14 protein-coding genes are annotated in these 16732 nt (G+C 43.1%); 9 read left to right on the top strand and 5 right to left on the bottom strand.

The features are described 5' to 3' along the window. The first annotated feature begins 269 nt into the window (after positions 1–269). From pnp to ADJ60_RS10155, 7 genes are all read left to right on the top strand, one after another. On the top strand, positions 270–2483 hold the full coding sequence (gene pnp / locus ADJ60_RS10125) for a polyribonucleotide nucleotidyltransferase (RefSeq protein WP_049544838.1): 2214 nt from the start codon (positions 270–272) through the stop codon (positions 2481–2483). Positions 2484–2498: 15 nt separating this feature from the next. Next, positions 2499–3116 carry a serine O-acetyltransferase gene (gene cysE / locus ADJ60_RS10130; protein ID WP_000539979.1) on the top strand — a complete coding sequence of 206 codons (618 nt, stop codon included), beginning with the start codon at positions 2499–2501 and terminating at the stop codon, positions 3114–3116. Positions 3117–3127: 11 nt separating this feature from the next. Further along, on the top strand, positions 3128–4012 hold the full coding sequence (locus ADJ60_RS10135) for a GNAT family N-acetyltransferase (RefSeq protein ID WP_049544817.1): 885 nt from the start codon (positions 3128–3130) through the stop codon (positions 4010–4012). An 81-nt stretch (positions 4013–4093) separates the two neighbouring features. Further along, entirely contained in the window at positions 4094–5437 is a 1344-nt protein-coding gene (gene cysS / locus ADJ60_RS10140) for a cysteine--tRNA ligase (protein WP_049544818.1), read from the top strand. Then, complete coding sequence (locus ADJ60_RS10145; protein ID WP_000567927.1) at positions 5430–5816, top strand: Mini-ribonuclease 3; 387 nt, start codon at positions 5430–5432, stop codon at positions 5814–5816. Before cysS ends, ADJ60_RS10145 begins: the two co-directional genes overlap by 8 nt. A gap of 3 nt (positions 5817–5819) precedes the next feature. Further along, complete coding sequence (locus ADJ60_RS10150; RefSeq protein WP_049544819.1) at positions 5820–6689, top strand: helix-turn-helix domain-containing protein; 870 nt, start codon at positions 5820–5822, stop codon at positions 6687–6689. 112 nt (positions 6690–6801) lie between these two features. Continuing rightward, positions 6802–7932: an ABC transporter ATP-binding protein gene (locus ADJ60_RS10155; RefSeq protein WP_000229948.1), complete on the top strand. Its 1131-nt coding sequence runs from the start codon at positions 6802–6804 to the stop codon at positions 7930–7932. Between the two features lie 95 nt (positions 7933–8027). On the opposite strand, the gene ADJ60_RS10160 is transcribed toward ADJ60_RS10155, so the two are convergent. The 5 genes from ADJ60_RS10160 to ADJ60_RS10180 form a co-directional block, all read right to left on the bottom strand. After that, entirely contained in the window at positions 8028–9218 is a 1191-nt protein-coding gene (locus ADJ60_RS10160; protein WP_049544820.1) for a ferredoxin reductase family protein, read from the bottom strand. Positions 9219–9467: 249 nt separating this feature from the next. Then, on the bottom strand, positions 9468–10127 hold the full coding sequence (locus tag ADJ60_RS10165; protein WP_000443883.1) for an amino acid ABC transporter permease: 660 nt from the start codon (positions 10125–10127) through the stop codon (positions 9468–9470). Between the two features lie 9 nt (positions 10128–10136). Continuing rightward, on the bottom strand, positions 10137–10814 hold the full coding sequence (locus tag ADJ60_RS10170) for an amino acid ABC transporter permease (protein ID WP_000131145.1): 678 nt from the start codon (positions 10812–10814) through the stop codon (positions 10137–10139). A gap of 12 nt (positions 10815–10826) precedes the next feature. Continuing rightward, a complete protein-coding gene (locus ADJ60_RS10175) occupies positions 10827–11621 on the bottom strand; it encodes a transporter substrate-binding domain-containing protein (RefSeq protein WP_080983390.1) in 795 nt (264 codons plus the stop codon). Positions 11622–11631: 10 nt separating this feature from the next. Further along, complete coding sequence (locus ADJ60_RS10180) at positions 11632–12390, bottom strand: amino acid ABC transporter ATP-binding protein (RefSeq protein ID WP_001229571.1); 759 nt, start codon at positions 12388–12390, stop codon at positions 11632–11634. A gap of 176 nt (positions 12391–12566) precedes the next feature. Here ADJ60_RS10180 and recJ point away from each other — a divergent pair, with 176 nt between their 5' ends. Further along, positions 12567–14789, top strand: a complete 2223-nt coding sequence (gene recJ / locus ADJ60_RS10185) for a single-stranded-DNA-specific exonuclease RecJ (protein ID WP_049544840.1) — start codon at positions 12567–12569, stop codon at positions 14787–14789. 279 nt (positions 14790–15068) lie between these two features. Beyond that, positions 15069–16730 (top strand): ribonuclease J, encoded by a 1662-nt coding sequence (locus ADJ60_RS10190; RefSeq protein WP_033689193.1) that lies wholly within the window; start codon positions 15069–15071, stop codon positions 16728–16730. Positions 16731–16732: the final 2 nt, after the last annotated feature.

A 16732-nucleotide genomic window follows, 5' to 3' on the forward strand; every position in this document is an offset into this window, starting at 1 on the left:
AGACTCTGTACGTACTTGATACAAAGATGAGGGTATTAAATAATACAATGCATTTAAACTGAAACTCTTAGATGTTTTAGCATCAAACCTTTCTAATGATTTGTATCTTGAAAACTGAACCCGGCCGAAAAGCTGTGTAAAAAAGATAAACTGTCTTGTCTTCATCGAAGACTTCGTCAGTTTCCTATTTTTACTTTGCTTTTGACGTCCTTGGTATCTTGATCTTTGTAGGCAAGGCGTATAATTTCATCAATCCAAAGGGGATTAAAATGACAAAACAAGTGTTTCAAACGACTTTTGCGGGTCGTGAGTTAATTGTAGAGACTGGTCAGGTTGCTAAGCAAGCAAATGGCTCTGTTGTTGTACGTTATGGTGAGTCAACTGTCTTGACTGCTGCCGTTATGTCTAAGAAGATGGCAACTGGGGATTTCTTCCCACTTCAAGTCAACTATGAAGAAAAAATGTATGCGGCTGGGAAGTTTCCTGGTGGCTTTATGAAACGTGAAGGGCGTCCTTCAACGGATGCGACATTGACAGCGCGTTTGATTGACCGTCCAATCCGTCCTATGTTTGCGGAAGGTTTCCGTAATGAAGTACAAGTCATCAACACAGTTCTTTCTTATGATGAAAATGCCTCAGCACCAATGGCAGCTATGTTTGGTTCATCCTTGGCGCTTTCTATTTCAGATATTCCATTTGACGGACCAATTGCTGGGGTACAAGTGGGATATGTAGATGGCCAAATCATCATCAACCCTACGCAAGAACAAGCAGAGCAATCGCTCCTTGAATTGACAGTAGCTGGTACCAAACACGCCATCAACATGGTAGAGTCTGGTGCTAAAGAATTGTCAGAAGAAATCATGTTGGAAGCTCTCCTTAAAGGGCACGAAGCAGTCAAAGAATTGATTGCCTTCCAAGAAGAAATCGTTGCTGCTGTCGGTAAGGAAAAAGCAGAAGTAGAATTGCTTCATGTGGACGCTGACTTGCAAGCTGAAATTATCGCAGCCTACAACAGCGACCTCCAAAAAGCTGTCCAAGTAGAAGAAAAATTGGCTCGTGAAGCTGCAACTCAAGCAGTCAAAGACCAAGTAACTGCTGTTTACGAAGAAAAATATGCAGACCATGAGGAATTTGACCGTATCATGCGAGATGTGGCTGAAATCTTGGAACAAATGGAACACGCAGAAGTGCGTCGTTTGATCACAGAAGACAAAGTACGTCCTGACGGTCGTAAGGTTGATGAAATCCGTCCTTTGGATGCGGTTGTTGACTTCCTTCCTCGTGTGCACGGTTCAGGTCTCTTTACTCGTGGGCAAACTCAAGCCCTTTCAGTTTTGACCTTGGCTCCGATGGGAGAAACTCAAATCATTGATGGTTTGGATCCAGAGTACAAGAAACGCTTTATGCACCACTATAATTTCCCTCAATACTCTGTAGGGGAAACAGGTCGTTACGGTGCGCCAGGTCGTCGTGAAATCGGTCACGGGGCTCTTGGTGAACGTGCCCTTGCTCAAGTCTTGCCAAGCTTGGAAGAATTCCCATACGCTATCCGCTTAGTAGCAGAAGTTTTGGAATCAAATGGTTCTTCATCTCAGGCGTCTATCTGTGCGGGAACTCTTGCCCTTATGGCTGGTGGTGTGCCAATCAAGGCGCCAGTAGCAGGGATTGCCATGGGACTTATCTCAGATGGGAATAACTACACAGTATTGACAGATATCCAAGGTTTGGAAGACCACTTTGGAGACATGGACTTCAAGGTTGCAGGTACTCGTGACGGGATTACAGCCCTTCAAATGGATATCAAGATCCAAGGGATCACTGCAGAAATCTTGACTGAAGCCCTTGCCCAAGCCAAGAAAGCTCGTTTTGAAATCCTTGATGTGATTGAAGCAACTATTCCAGAAGTTCGTCCAGAATTGGCTCCAACTGCTCCGAAAATTGATACCATCAAGATTGATGTGGACAAGATCAAGATTGTCATCGGTAAGGGTGGAGAAACCATCGACAAGATTATCGCTGAAACAGGCGTTAAGATTGATATCGACGAAGAAGGAAATGTATCTATCTACTCTAGTGACCAAGATGCTATTAACCGTGCCAAAGAAATCATTGCTGGTTTAGTTCGTGAAGCCAAAGTGGACGAAGTTTACCGTGCTAAGGTTGTTCGTATCGAGAAATTTGGTGCCTTTGTCAATCTCTTTGATAAGACAGATGCCCTTGTTCATATCTCTGAGATGGCTTGGACGCGTACCAATAATGTCGAAGACTTGGTAGCAATCGGTGATGAAGTTGATGTTAAGATTATCAAGATTGATGAAAAAGGACGTGTGGATGCTTCTATGAAAGCCCTTCTTCCTCGTCCTCCAAAACCTGAACGTGATGAAAAAGGCGAAAAGTCTGAGAGACCTCACCGCCCACGTCATAACAAGGACCACAAACCTAAGAAAGAATTTACAGAAACACCAAAAGATTCAGAATAAGAAAAGGAGAAATGTATGGGATGGTGGCGCGAAACCATTGATATCGTAAAAGAAAATGATCCAGCGGCCCGCACCACTTTGGAGGTTTTGCTGACTTATCCAGGTGTCAAGGCCTTGGCGGCCCACCGTCTCTCGCATTTTCTCTGGAAGCATGGCTTCAAACTCCTGGCTCGTATGCACAGTCAGTTTTGGCGCTTTTGGACTCAGATTGAGATTCATCCAGGCGCACAGATTGATTCAGGTGTCTTTATCGACCACGGCTCTGGTCTGGTGATTGGGGAAACAGCGATCGTTGAAAAAGGTGTTCTCCTTTATCACGGAGTGACTCTTGGTGGGACTGGTAAGGATGTTGGCAAACGCCATCCGACCGTTCGAAAGGGAGCACTCATATCAGCCCATGCCCAAGTTATCGGACCAGTAGAAATCGGTGAAAATGCCAAGGTCGGTGCTGCAGCAGTTGTTGTAGCAGACGTACCTAGTGATGTGACGGTTGTCGGTATTCCTGCTAAGATTGTCCGTGTACATGGTAAAAAGGATGAGCCGGTCATTCACGAAGTCGAAGAAAAACGAGAGTACTACGTCAATAAACTCGAGCAGGCTAAAGAAGCCAGTCACAGATCGTCTGGGTTGTAGAGGATACCTATATGATTCAAGCAAGAAACAAGTTAAGCCAAGAGGAGATATCTGAGGCGAAAAAACTAATTAACTGTTGCCAAAACTATGACGGTACCTATCGTGATCCCTATCTATCTAACATGCTTAATTTTGACCCAAACATGCCCGCCTTTTTCCTTTATTATGAAAAAGGCGAACTTGTTGGTTTATTAACTGTCTATGCAGATGATCAAGATGTGGAAGTGACGATACTGGTTCATCCAGCTCATCGCCGTCAGGGGATTGCGCGTGCATTACTTACTAGTTTTGAGAAAGAAACGGCTTCTTTCCCTATTCGTTCAGTTACTTTTCAGACAGAGCGTGTTTTTCTAGACCGCCATCCTGATTTTGTTAGCAACTGGGAATTGGTAGAGGATGAAGAGACAGAAACTTGGTTAGGTAAGGATGGAAAACCTTATCCGTTAGCAACTGTTTCCAATCTTGAAGTTTTGTTAGCAGATAGTTCGTATCAGGATCAAATTAGTCAGTTAAAATTTCAGGCATTTTCAGAGGAACATGAGTCTAGAGAGATTGTGGATAGATATGTCGCTGAAGCTCTGAAGGATCCAGAAAGTCGCTTATATATTTTGTTAAAAGACGGTCAGGTTATTGGAACTTGCACGGTAGATTTATCGACTAATACGAATTACTTCTACGGGTTAGCAATATCTGAACCTGAACGTGGGAAAGGCTATGGAAGCTACTTAGCAAAATCCCTTGTCAACCAACTAATTGAGCAAAATGACAAGGAATTTCAGATTGCAGTAGAGGACAGCAATGTAGGTGCCAAGCGCTTGTATGAAAAAATTGGCTTTGTCAAACAGACCCAGGTGGTTTATCTGAATGAGAAAGGAGCAAGGGATTCCGAAGTGTAGAGAGATTCGGACTGAAATTCAATTGAACTCTTAGTGATGAAACTAATTGTTCTTGGATTTTAGCTTTCCTAACTATGATTTATGATTAAAATCTATGACACTATGTCTCGTGATTTGCGAGAATTTGTCCCGATTGAGGACGGCAAGGTCAAGATGTATGTTTGTGGGCCAACCGTGTATAACTATATCCACGTAGGGAATGCCCGTTCGACGGTAGCTTTTGATACGATTCGACGTTACTTTGAGTATCGTGGGTACGAAGTTGCCTATATTTCTAATTTCACGGATGTGGATGATAAGATTATCAACCGTGCCAAGGAAGAAGGCATCACGCCTCAGGAGGTTGCGGACAAGTACATCGCTGCCTTTCGTGAGGATGTGACAGCCTTGGGCGTCAAACCTGCGACCCGCCATCCGCGTGTGGTGGAGTTTATGGCTGACATCATCCGCTTTGTGGAAGATTTGATTGAAAAAGGCTTTGCCTACGAGAGTCAAGGAGATGTCTATTTCCGTGTGGAAAAATCTCACAACTATGCCAAATTGGCTAATAAAACCTTGGAAGATTTGGAGCTGGGTGCTTCAGGTCGTACCGATGAAGAAACAGCTCGTAAGGAAAATCCTGTAGACTTTGCCCTCTGGAAATCTGCCAAATCAGGCGAGATTTCTTGGGACAGTCCTTGGGGACCTGGTCGTCCGGGCTGGCATATTGAGTGTTCGGTCATGTCGACAGAAATTTTGGGCGATACTATTGATATCCACGGTGGTGGAGCGGACCTTGAGTTTCCTCACCACACCAATGAAATTGCTCAGTCTGAAGCTAAAACAGGCAAGACTTTTGCCAACTACTGGATGCACAATGGCTTTGTCAATATCGACAATGTCAAGATGTCCAAATCTTTGGGGAACTTTATCACTGTCCATGATGCCCTCAAAACCCTCGATGGGCAAGTGCTTCGTTTCTTCTTTGCGACTCAACACTACCGCAAGCCCATCAACTTTACGGAAAAGGCAGTGCGGGATGCAGAGACTAATCTCAAGTATCTAAAGAACACTTACGAACAACCATTTACAGGAAACGTGGATACCCAAGAGTTACAAGCTTTTAAAGACAAGTTTGTAGCAGCTATGGATGAGGATTTCAACTCGGCAAATGGAATCACAGTAGTCTTTGAAATGGCCAAATGGATCAATTCCGGCAACTATGACGCAAGTGTCAAGCAAGCTCTTGCGGATATGTTGGAAGTCTTTGGAGTTGTCTTTGTTGAGGAAGTTTTGGATGCAGAGATTGAAGACTTGATTCAAAAACGCCAAGAAGCGCGTGCAAATCGTGACTTTGCGACAGCGGACCAGATCCGTGACCAATTGGCTGCTCAAGGGATTAAGCTCCTTGACACCAAAGATGGAGTGAGGTGGACACGTGATTGATGTCAATCTCATTAACGGGATTGCGTTAGCTTTTGAGGGGGACGCGGTGTATTCTATGTATATTCGTCGTCACCTCATCCTCAAAGGCATGACCAAACCCAATAAACTCCATCAAGAAGCGACCAAGTATGTCTCAGCCAAAGCTCAGGCTCGCCTGATTTCCCTTATGTTAGAGGAGCAAGTCCTGACGGAAAAAGAAGAAGAAATCTACAAACGTGGTCGCAATACCAATAGTCACACAAAGGCTAAAAATGCCGATGTGGTGACCTACCGTATGTCCACAGGTTTTGAAGCAGTCATGGGTTATCTCCATATGACTGAAAATCTGGAACGTCTTGAGAGCTTGATTTCGTGGTGCATCCAAAAAGTGGAGGGCTAGGACATGATGGCAAAAGAAATACAAGAATGGTTTCCTGAAGCTCAGATTTCAGACCAACCAGTAGAGAAAGAGGGTTATCTCACTCTTCCTTTAGCTTCTCAACAGTGGATTTTGCTGGAGGAAGCTGGGCTCAGCGAGCGTGAAAAGCAGTTGATTTCACTTTTGACCCAGCAGGAGCAGGCTCGTTCGCTCAATCCTTGGTATTCTTTTTTGATTGAGGGGAAGGGACAGACACCACAAACTTTTAAAAAGATTCAGTTGGCCTATTGTCATCTTTCCTATTTTCATCAGGAAAATCTAGCTTCTTGGCTGGATATGATGCGGACTCTATTTCCTAACTGTCAGACAGTGCTTCAGGTCGGAGCTCAGGATTATGTTTTCGTGCTTCAGCAAGATAAATACACCTCTGTACGAGCTATTTTAAGTGATACGATTGAAGCGGTAGAGTATGACTTTGGACTTCGTCTGTCTATCATGTTGGGCCAGGTTTGGTCTCAGACGAGAAATCAAGCCCTATCAGACTTAATCAAAGCTGAGCGCGAGTTGTTCAAGACTTGGTGGCGTCAGGGTCACCAAGGTGTTCATACTTTTTCTCAGCTCTATCTTTGGAGTATGGGAGAAAGACTTGTGGACTTGAAGGCAATCAAGGAATGCTTGCACCAGATGATCTTGGATCAAGACCAGATTCAGGAAATCATTCTCTCCCTTTGGGAAAATAGTGCTGTCCTAACAAAAACAGCCCAGCAACTCTATCTGCACCGCAATTCTCTCCAATATAAGATTGATAAATGGGAAGAATTGACAGGGCTACAGTTGAAAGAACTGACTGACTTGACCCTGTGTTATCAATTGATTTTACCAGATATTCTCTAAAGTTTTGTGCAAGTTGCACAGAACTTTTTTATTTTTTTGGTCACCTTGCCATAGAAATGTAAAGCGTTTTCATCTATAATAAAACTATCAAAAGACAAAAGGAGTTCACCTCATGGTAGAATTGAATCTTAAAAACATTTACAAAAAATATCCAAACAGCGAACACTATTCAGTTGAAGACTTCAACTTGGACATCAAAGACAAAGAATTTATCGTTTTCGTAGGTCCTTCAGGATGTGGTAAATCAACAACTCTTCGTATGATTGCTGGTCTTGAAGACATCACAGAAGGTACTGCATCTATCGATGGCGTGGTTGTCAACGACGTAGCTCCAAAAGACCGTGACATCGCCATGGTATTCCAAAACTACGCTCTTTACCCACACATGACTGTTTATGACAACATGGCTTTCGGTTTGAAATTGCGTAAATACAGCAAAGAAGACATCGACAAACGTGTGCAAGAAGCAGCTGAAATCCTTGGATTGAAAGAATTCTTGGAACGTAAACCTGCTGACCTTTCAGGTGGTCAACGTCAACGTGTTGCCATGGGGCGTGCGATTGTCCGTGATGCAAAAGTATTCTTGATGGACGAACCTTTGTCAAACTTGGATGCAAAACTTCGTGTATCAATGCGTGCTGAAATCGCTAAAATCCACCGTCGTATCGGAGCTACAACTATCTACGTAACTCACGACCAAACAGAAGCGATGACACTTGCAGACCGTATCGTTATCATGTCAGCAACTAAGAACCCTGCTGGTACAGGTACTATCGGACGTGTAGAACAAATCGGTTCTCCTCAAGAAGTTTACAAAAACCCAGTTAACAAATTCGTTGCAGGATTCATTGGAAGCCCAGCTATGAACTTCATTAATGTGAAATTGGTTGGAAGCGAAATTGTTTCTGATGGTTTCCGTTTGAAAGTTCCAGAAGGAGCATTGAAAGTTCTTCGTGAAAAAGGCTACGAAGGTAAAGAATTGATCTTCGGTATTCGTCCAGAAGACGTGAATGCAGAACCTGCTTTCCTTGAAACATTCCCAGAATCAGTTGTCAAAGCTACTATCTCTGTATCAGAGTTGCTTGGTTCAGAATCTCACCTTTACTGCCAAGTTGGTAAAGATGAATTCGTTGCTAAAGTTGATGCTCGTGACTACTTGCAAACAGGTGCAACAGTTGAACTTGGATTTGACTTGAACAAAGCCCACTTCTTCGATGTAGAAACTGAAAGAACAGTTTACTAAGATAAATAAAACTCAAAACACTGCTAGAAATCTGGCAGTGTTTTTTGAGATTGCGTAGAAAAAACTCCTGGGAAATTCCAGGAGAGTATGAGTGGTTATTTAAACTTGAATCCTTCGTAAATAAGCTCTGTTTTTGGATTTTGTTTCTTAATCTGTTTGGCAAGTGACTTCATCATAGAAAGAGGACCACACATATAGACGCTTGCATGTTCGGGCACTTCTTCTTGCTCAAAATTAAGATAGCCGTCTTTCCTACTGTCTACTAGATGGAGTTCAAAATTAGGATTTTTCTGAGCATAGTCACGAAGCAAATCTAGATAGACTGCATTTTCCTCTCCACGGAAGCTATAGTAGAAGTGAACCTGTTTATCTAAAATAGGATGTTCACGGATATAAGAGATGAAGGGGGTGATCCCAATACCTCCAGCAATCCAAACTTGATTTTCTCGTCCTTCTTCTATAATCATGTGTCCGTAAGCTCTGTCTACGCTTACTTTGCTGCCGACTTGAAGATTGTCATAGATATTCTTGGTATGGTCGCCTGAATTTTTAACAGTAAAGTAAAGAGTTTGACCATGACCTCCTGAGATAGAAAAAGGATGCGGAGCGCTTTCAAAGCCTTCTTGGAAAATCTTTAGGAAGGCAAATTGTCCTGATTGATAGTTGAAAGGTCTGCTAAGATGGATTTGAATTTCTTTAGTATCGTGATTTAAGCGTTTGAGATTGGTAATTTTCCCTAGATAGGGGAAGCCAATCTTTTGATAAAGGAAGATGATATAAAAACCAGCCAGTAATCCTAAAAGGGCATAGCTACCAACAAGAAAACTTAGAAGATTAAATGTAAGGAGGAGATTGCCCATCATCATGTAGACATGAAAGAGTCCGAAAATATAAGCTAGATAAACCAGACGGTGAATCCATCGCCAAGCTTCGTATTGGATGTATTTGCCTAAATAGGCGACAAGGATGATACTGACAAAGATATAGATGGCAAGGTTACCAAACTGAGCAGCTAAACGAGAGCCCCACAAACCGCCCATACTAAAGTTATGAAAGATGAGTAGGATGATGGAGAGAAAGGCTGTGAATTTGTGGACAGTATAGACCTTCTCCAAACCGTGAAACCAGCTTTCTAGTAGTGGGAGACGAGTGGCTAGGATAAAAGTCAGAGATAGGCTTGTTAAAGCTAGTCCTGGAATCATGAATTGGGGATAAGTGTTCATCCAAGTCAAAATAGTCAAGGCAAAACTAGCTATGATAAAGAGTAGGCCTTTTAGTGATTTCATAGAAAATTCCATTTCTTTTAGATTTTAATTCGTTGTAAATAAATTTGTTACATTTTATCATAGAAAAAGTATGGTGTCAAATTGAGGTCTATAAATGTTTACTATCATCAAAAAACTCTCCAATTGAACTGGAGAGTGGCTGTTTATACTCAATGAAAATCAAAGAGCAAACTAGGAAGCTAGACGCAGGCTGTACTTGAGTACGGCAAGGTGAAGCTGACGTGGTTTGAATTTGATTTTCGAAGAGTATTATTCTGCAGCTTGTTGCCAACGTTTGGCCAGCATATGAGATAGGCTCGAAATTGCTAGGTTGAAGCTGAAGTAGATGAGGGCAATCAGGATATAAAGACTAAACACTTGCTCTGGTTCGAAATAACGACCCATGAGAATTTGGCTAGCTCCAAAGAGTTCTTGTAGGGCGATAACAGAGTAGAGAAGACTGGTATCCTTAATCACGGTTACAAACTGAGAAATGATGGCTGGTAGCATTTTACGGATTGCTTGTGGGAGAATGATGTGGTAGAGGATTTGGGCTGAGGTAAATCCTTGCGACATTCCTGCTTCGTACTGCCCCTTGTCTACGGCATTGAGACCGCCTCGGATAATCTCAGCCAAGGCTGCTGAGGTAAAGAGGGTAAAGGCAGTGATTCCTGCTGGTGTGGATTTCATCTTGAACACTAAAAAGATAGTGAAAATCCAGAGGAGGTTGGGAACGTTACGCACAAACTCGATATAAATGCTGGAAATAATGCGCAAGATAGGATTTTTGCCATTTCTCATGACAGCTAGCACCGTACCGATGAGGGTAGAGAGGACGATGGCAATCAGAGAAATGTAGAGGGTCAAGCCAAATCCTTTAAAGATAAAGACTAGGTTATCTGGGGTCAAAACTTCTAAAATGGATTCCATAGTAACCTCCTAAAGTGAATAGGCTTTTTTGTTGGCTTGCTCCATCTTGCGACCAAACTGGGCAACAGGAAAGCAAAGAGAAAAGTAGAGAAGGGCAGCTCCTAAAAATGCTGGAATGTAGTTTCCGTTAAGTGCTGACCAAGACTTGGTCACAAACATCAAGTCCACTCCAGAGATGATAGCGACGGTGGAGGTGTTTTTGATGAGGTTGACGATTTGGTTGGTCAAAGGAGGGAGAATGATACGAAAGGCCTGAGGCAAGATAATCAAACGCATAGCACTGATATAGGTAAAACCTTGCGACAAGGCAGCCTCCATCTGACCGCTAGGAATAGACTGAATACCTGAGCGAATAACCTCAGCGATATAGGCACCGTGATAGAGCCCTACACAGAGAACAGCTGTCCAATAAATCGGAATCATGATGGTGTGGTCACTGATAAGAGGTAGGCCATAAAAAACGATAACAAACTGCACCAAGAGGGGAGTGTTTTGGTAAAACTCGACAAAGATGCGAGCTAAAATGCGCAAAATTGGACGTTTGCTGGTTGACATGGCTCCAAAGAAGATGCCCAAAACCATGGCGAGGATAAAGGATCCAATCGCTAGGGCAAGGGTGAAGAGGAAACCATTGAAAAATTGTCCAAAATCCTGAAAATAGGCTGTCCAAGATGATAAATCTGTCATGGGGTGTCCTCCTTAATCTGCAGTATGGCTGGATGGTTTCAGCTTGTAACGGTCATAAAGTTTTTGCAAACTGCCATCCTTGCTCCATTTAGTAACCAAGTTATCGAGATAGTCGTTGAGTTCGGTATTTGATTTCTTGGTAACGATACCGTAGTCAGATGGCTTGAAACTATCATCAAGCAATTCTGTCCGTTTACTGATGTAACCAGATAGGATAGAACGGTCAACGGAAAAGGCATCAATACGGTGAGCATGTAGGGAAGTAATCAATTCTGGGTAGGAACCAAGTTCGACGAATTTAAAGGTCAAGCCTTTCTTTTTACCCAGTTCGGTAATCAGACGTTGAGTAATGGAACCTTGGGCAACTCCGATGGTTTTGCCGTTTAGGTCCTCGATGCTTTTGATTTTGGCAGATTTATTGACCAAAAAGCCAGAGGCATCTGTGTAGTAAGGGCTGGTGAAGTTGTAGAGTTTTTTGCGTTCATCTGTGATGGTAAAGGTCGCGATATCCATATCGACCTGTTCGTTATCTAGAAGGGGGCCACGGGTTTGTGCTGTAACCGGCACATAGCGAATCTTGACCTTGAGTTCATCAGCTACCATCTTGGCCAAGTCCGTTTCGATACCAGAATAGGTCCCTGTCTTGGGATCCTTGTAACCGAAATTGGGAACGTCTTGTTTCACACCAACAACCAGCTCGCCTCTCTTTTGAATGTCTGCGACGCTGGTGTCGGCCTGAACTGGTTTTGCAGTAGCAAGGCTGAAAAGGCTAATCAATATTGCTGATAAAAAGAATTTCTTTTTCATAGGCGCCTCCTTATTTGACTTTGTCACTTTCGTGGTTGATGATTTTGCTGAGGAATTGTTGGGCACGAGGTTCGCTTGGATTGTCGAAAAAGTCATCGACATCTGTCGTATCCACCAAAACTTCTCCGTCAGCCATAAAGATGATGCGGTCCGCAACTTCACGGGCAAAGCCCATTTCATGGGTAACAACAATCATATTCATACCCTCGTGGGCCAACTTTTGCATAACTGCTAGAACATCGCCGATGGTTTCAGGGTCAAGAGCAGATGTTGGCTCATCAAAGAGGAGGAGTTCAGGATGCATGGCAAGACCACGAGCGATGGCAATCCGTTGTTTTTGTCCACCAGAAAGCATGGCTGGATATGAATCTTTCTTGTCCCACATATTTACAAATTCCAGATATTTTTGGGCTGTTTTTTCAGCTTCTTTTTTATCAATTCCTAGAACTTTTATGGGTGCAAGTGTCACGTTTTCTAACACTGTTTTGTGAGGGTAGAGGTTGAAATGCTGGAAAACCATGCCTACCTCCTTACGAAGAGGAACTAAATCTTTCTGACTAGCACCTGCTACTTGGTGTCCATTGACTAGGAGACTTCCCTTGTCAACAGCCTCTAAACCATTGATGGTGCGGATAAGAGTTGACTTCCCGGAACCAGAAGGGCCAAGGAGGACAACAACTTGTCCTTTTTCAAAACGGAGATTGATGTCGCGGAGTGCGTGGTAGTCTCCGTAATATTTTTCGACGTGTTCAAATTCTACTAAAGCCATAAGGAATCTCCTTTGTGTTAGATTTTATAACATGATTCTACACCAAAAGAATTGGCTTGTCAAATCATATCTGAAAAAATTCACTAAAATTTTATAAAAAAGCAATCTGGATAGAGAAAACGTCTAAATCGTGTTATAATGAAGCAATAGAATTCTTAGAAAGAGTGGATGTCTTTTTGATAACACCTACTTATGAATGGCAGTTTGCCCCGCAGGTAGAAGATGCGGATTTTACAAAAATAGCCAAGAAGGCTGGACTGGGTCCTGAGGTGGCTCGCTTATTGTTTGAAAGAGGGGTTCAGGACCAAGAAAGTCTAAAGAAGTTTTTAGAACCTTCCTTGGAGGACTTGCATGACCCTTATCTGCTCCATGATATGGACAAGGCAGTGGCTCGGATTCGTCAGGCCATTGAAGAAGGGGAAAATATTCTCGTTTATGGAGACTATGATGCGGATGGTATGACTTCAGCTTCGATTGTGAAGGAAAGTTTGGAACAGCTTGGTGCCGAGTGCCGTGTTTACCTGCCTAATCGTTTTACTGATGGATATGGTCCCAATGCCAGTGTTTATAAATACTTTATCGAGCAAGAAGGAATTTCCTTGATAGTGACAGTGGATAATGGGGTTGCCGGTCATGAAGCCATTGAATTGGCCCAGTCTATGGGAGTAGATGTCATTGTGACTGACCACCATTCCATGCCTGAAACTCTGCCCGATGCCTATGCTATCGTTCATCCTGAGCATCCGGATGCGGACTATCCTTTCAAATATTTGGCTGGTTGTGGAGTGGCCTTCAAGCTGGCTTGTGCCCTTTTAGAAGAAGTGCAAGTGGAACTACTGGATTTGGTTGCTATCGGAACCATTGCCGATATGGTGAGTTTGACGGATGAAAATCGTATCTTGGTTCAATATGGTCTAGAAATGTTGGGGCATACTCAGCGCATAGGTCTACAAGAAATGTTGGATATGGCTGGGATTGCTGTTAATGAAGTAACAGAAGAAACGGTTGGTTTTCAGATTGCTCCTCGTTTAAATGCTTTGGGGCGCTTGGATGATCCCAATCCTGCTATTGATTTGCTTACTGGATTTGATGATGAGGAGGCGCATGAGATTGCCCTCATGATTCATCAGAAAAACGAAGAGCGCAAGGAAATCGTTCAGTCAATCTATGAAGAAGCCAAGAATATGGTGGATCCTGAGAAGAAGGTCCAGGTCTTGGCCAAGGAAGGCTGGAATCCTGGGGTTCTAGGAATCGTAGCTGGTCGTTTGTTGGAAGAATTGGGACAGACAGTCATCGTTCTTAATATAGAAGACGGTCGTGCCAAGGGAAGTGCTCGTAGTGTGGAAGCGGTGGATATTTTTGAAGCCCTGGATCCTCATCGAGACCTCTTTATCGCCTTTGGCGGTCATGCTGGCGCAGCAGGAATGACGCTGGAAGTTGATAAACTTTCAGATTTATCTCAGGTCTTGGAAGACTATGTCCGTGAAAAGGGCGCAGATGCTGGTGGTAAGAACAAGTTAAACCTAGATGAAGAGTTGGATTTGGAGACTTTGAGTCTTGAAACAGTCAAGAACTTTGAGCGCTTGGCACCTTTTGGGATGGACAATCAGAAACCAGTCTTTTATATCAAGGATTTTCAGGTCGAAAGTGCCCGTACTATGGGAGCAGGCAATGCCCATCTCAAACTGAAAATTTCTAAGGGTGAAGCTAGTTTTGAAGTGGTAGCCTTTGGCCAAGGTAGATGGTCAACAGAGTTTTCTCAAACCAAGAATCTAGAGTTGGCAGTTAAATTGTCTGTCAACCAATGGAATGGCCAAACTGCCCTCCAGTTGATGATGGTGGATGCGCGGGTGGAGGGTGTTCAACTTTTTAACATTCGTGGGAAAAATGCAGTCTTGCCAGAAGGGGTTCCAGTTTTGGATTTTGCTGGAGAACTGCCGAATCTAGTAAATAGTGATGCTGTGGTTGTAAAAACCATTCCCGAGGATATTACTCAGCTGAAGACTATTTTTCAGGAACAGAATTTTTCTGCTGTTTATTTTAAAAATGATATTGACAAGGCCTACTATCTAACGGGGTATGGGACTAGAGAGCAATTTGCCAAATTGTACAAGACTATCTACCAGTTCCCAGAGTTTGATATTCGCTATAAGCTGAAGGATTTGGCGGCTTATCTTAATATTCAGCAAATCTTGCTGGTCAAGATGATTCAAGTATTTGAAGAGCTAGGCTTTGTGACGATTAAAGATGGCGTCATGACAGTGAATAAAGAGGCGCCAAAGCGAGAAATCGGAGAAAGTCAGATTTACCAAAATCTCAAACAAACCGTCAAAGACCAAGAAATGATGGCGCTGGGTACTGTGCAAGAAATTTATGACTTTTTAATGGAAAAAGAATAGCAGATAGGAAAGAGTTGGGAAACCAGCTCTTTTTTGAAAACAAATCTTCATTTTGAAAATCATTAAAAAAATGGTATAATGGTAGGAAAAGATTCGGCTAATACTCAATGAAAATCAGAGAGCAAACTAGGAAGCTAGCCGCAGGCTGTACTTGAGTACGACAAGGCGAAGCTGACGTGGTTTGAATTTGATTTTCGAAGAGTATAAAAGTAATAGTGCTTTTAGAATAAAAGGGTAAGTAACCCTATAATCAAGATAAACTAAGCTTTCGGAGGAAAAATGAGTAATATCAGTTTAACAACACTTGGTGGTGTGCGTGAAAATGGGAAAAATATGTATATCGCTGAAATCGATGGATCTATTTTCATTTTGGATGCAGGTCTGAAATACCCTGAAAATGAACAACTAGGGGTGGATGTAGTCATTCCAAACATGGACTACCTTTTTGAAAATAGCGACCGTATTGCTGGGGTCTTCTTGACCCACGGCCATGCGGATGCCATTGGTGCTCTGCCTTATCTCTTGGCGGAAGCCAAGGTCCCTGTATTTGGCTCTGAGTTGACCATTGAGTTGGCCAAACTCTTTGTCAAAGGAAATGATACGGTTAAGAAATTCAATGATTTCCATGTCATTGATGAGGATACGGAGATTGATTTTGGCGGGACTGTGGTGTCCTTCTTCCGTACGACCCACTCTATCCCAGAAAGTCTGGGTGTGGTCTTGAAGACAGCTGAAGGTAGTATCGTTTATACAGGTGACTTCAAATTTGACCAGACAGCTAGTGAATCCTATGCGACAGACTTCGCTCGTTTAGCAGAAATCGGTCGTGATGGAGTTCTAGCTCTTCTTAGCGATTCAGCTAATGCAGACAGTAATATCCAAGTGGCTAGTGAAAGTGAAGTTGGGGATGAAATCACTCAAACCATTTCTGATTGGGATGGACGTATCATCGTCGCAGCAGTAGCTAGCAACCTCTCTCGTATCCAGCAGGTGTTTGACGCTGCGGATGCAACAGGCCGTCGTGTGGTCCTGACAGGATTTGATATTGAAAATATCGTCCGTACTGCTATTCGCCTCAAGAAATTGTCTCTAGCTAACGAGAGTCTTTTGATTAAACCAAAAGATATGTCTCGTTTTGAAGACCATGAGTTGATTATCCTTGAGACAGGTCGTATGGGTGAACCTATCAACGGTCTTCGCAAGATGTCGATTGGTCGCCACCGTTATGTGGAAATCAAGGACGGTGACCTAGTCTATATTGTAACAACACCGTCTATCGCTAAAGAAGCAGTTATGGCACGTGTGGAAAACATGATTTATCAAGCTGGAGGTGTTGTCAAACTGATCACTCAAAGTTTGCGTGTGTCAGGTCACGGAAATGCGCGTGATTTGCAGTTGATGATCAATCTCTTGCAACCCAAGTATCTCTTCCCGATTCAAGGGGAATACCGTGAGTTAGATGCTCATGCCAAGGCTGCTATGGCAGTTGGAATGTTGCCAGAACGCATTTTCATCCCTAAAAAGGGAACCAGTATGGCTTATGAGAATGGAGACTTTGTCCCAGCTGGAGCGGTTTCAGCAGGGGATGTCTTGATTGACGGGAATGCCATTGGTGATGTTGGAAATGTGGTTCTTCGTGACCGTAAGGTCTTGTCAGAGGATGGTATTTTCATCGTAGCAATCACAGTCAACCGTCGTGAGAAGAAAATTGTGGCCAAGGCTCGTGTTCACACACGTGGATTCGTTTATCTCAAGAAGAGTCGCGATATTCTCCGTGAAAGTTCAGAATTGATTAACCAGACGGTAGAAGACTATCTTCAAGGCGATGACTTTGACTGGGCAGATCTTAAAGGGAAGGTTCGTGATAATCTGACCAAGTACCTCTTTGATCAAACCAAGCGTCGTCCAGCTATTTTACCAGTAGTCATGGAAGCAAAATAATT

The sequence above is a fragment of the Streptococcus pseudopneumoniae genome (assembly GCF_001076775.1).
Lineage (GTDB): Bacteria > Bacillota > Bacilli > Lactobacillales > Streptococcaceae > Streptococcus > Streptococcus pseudopneumoniae_G.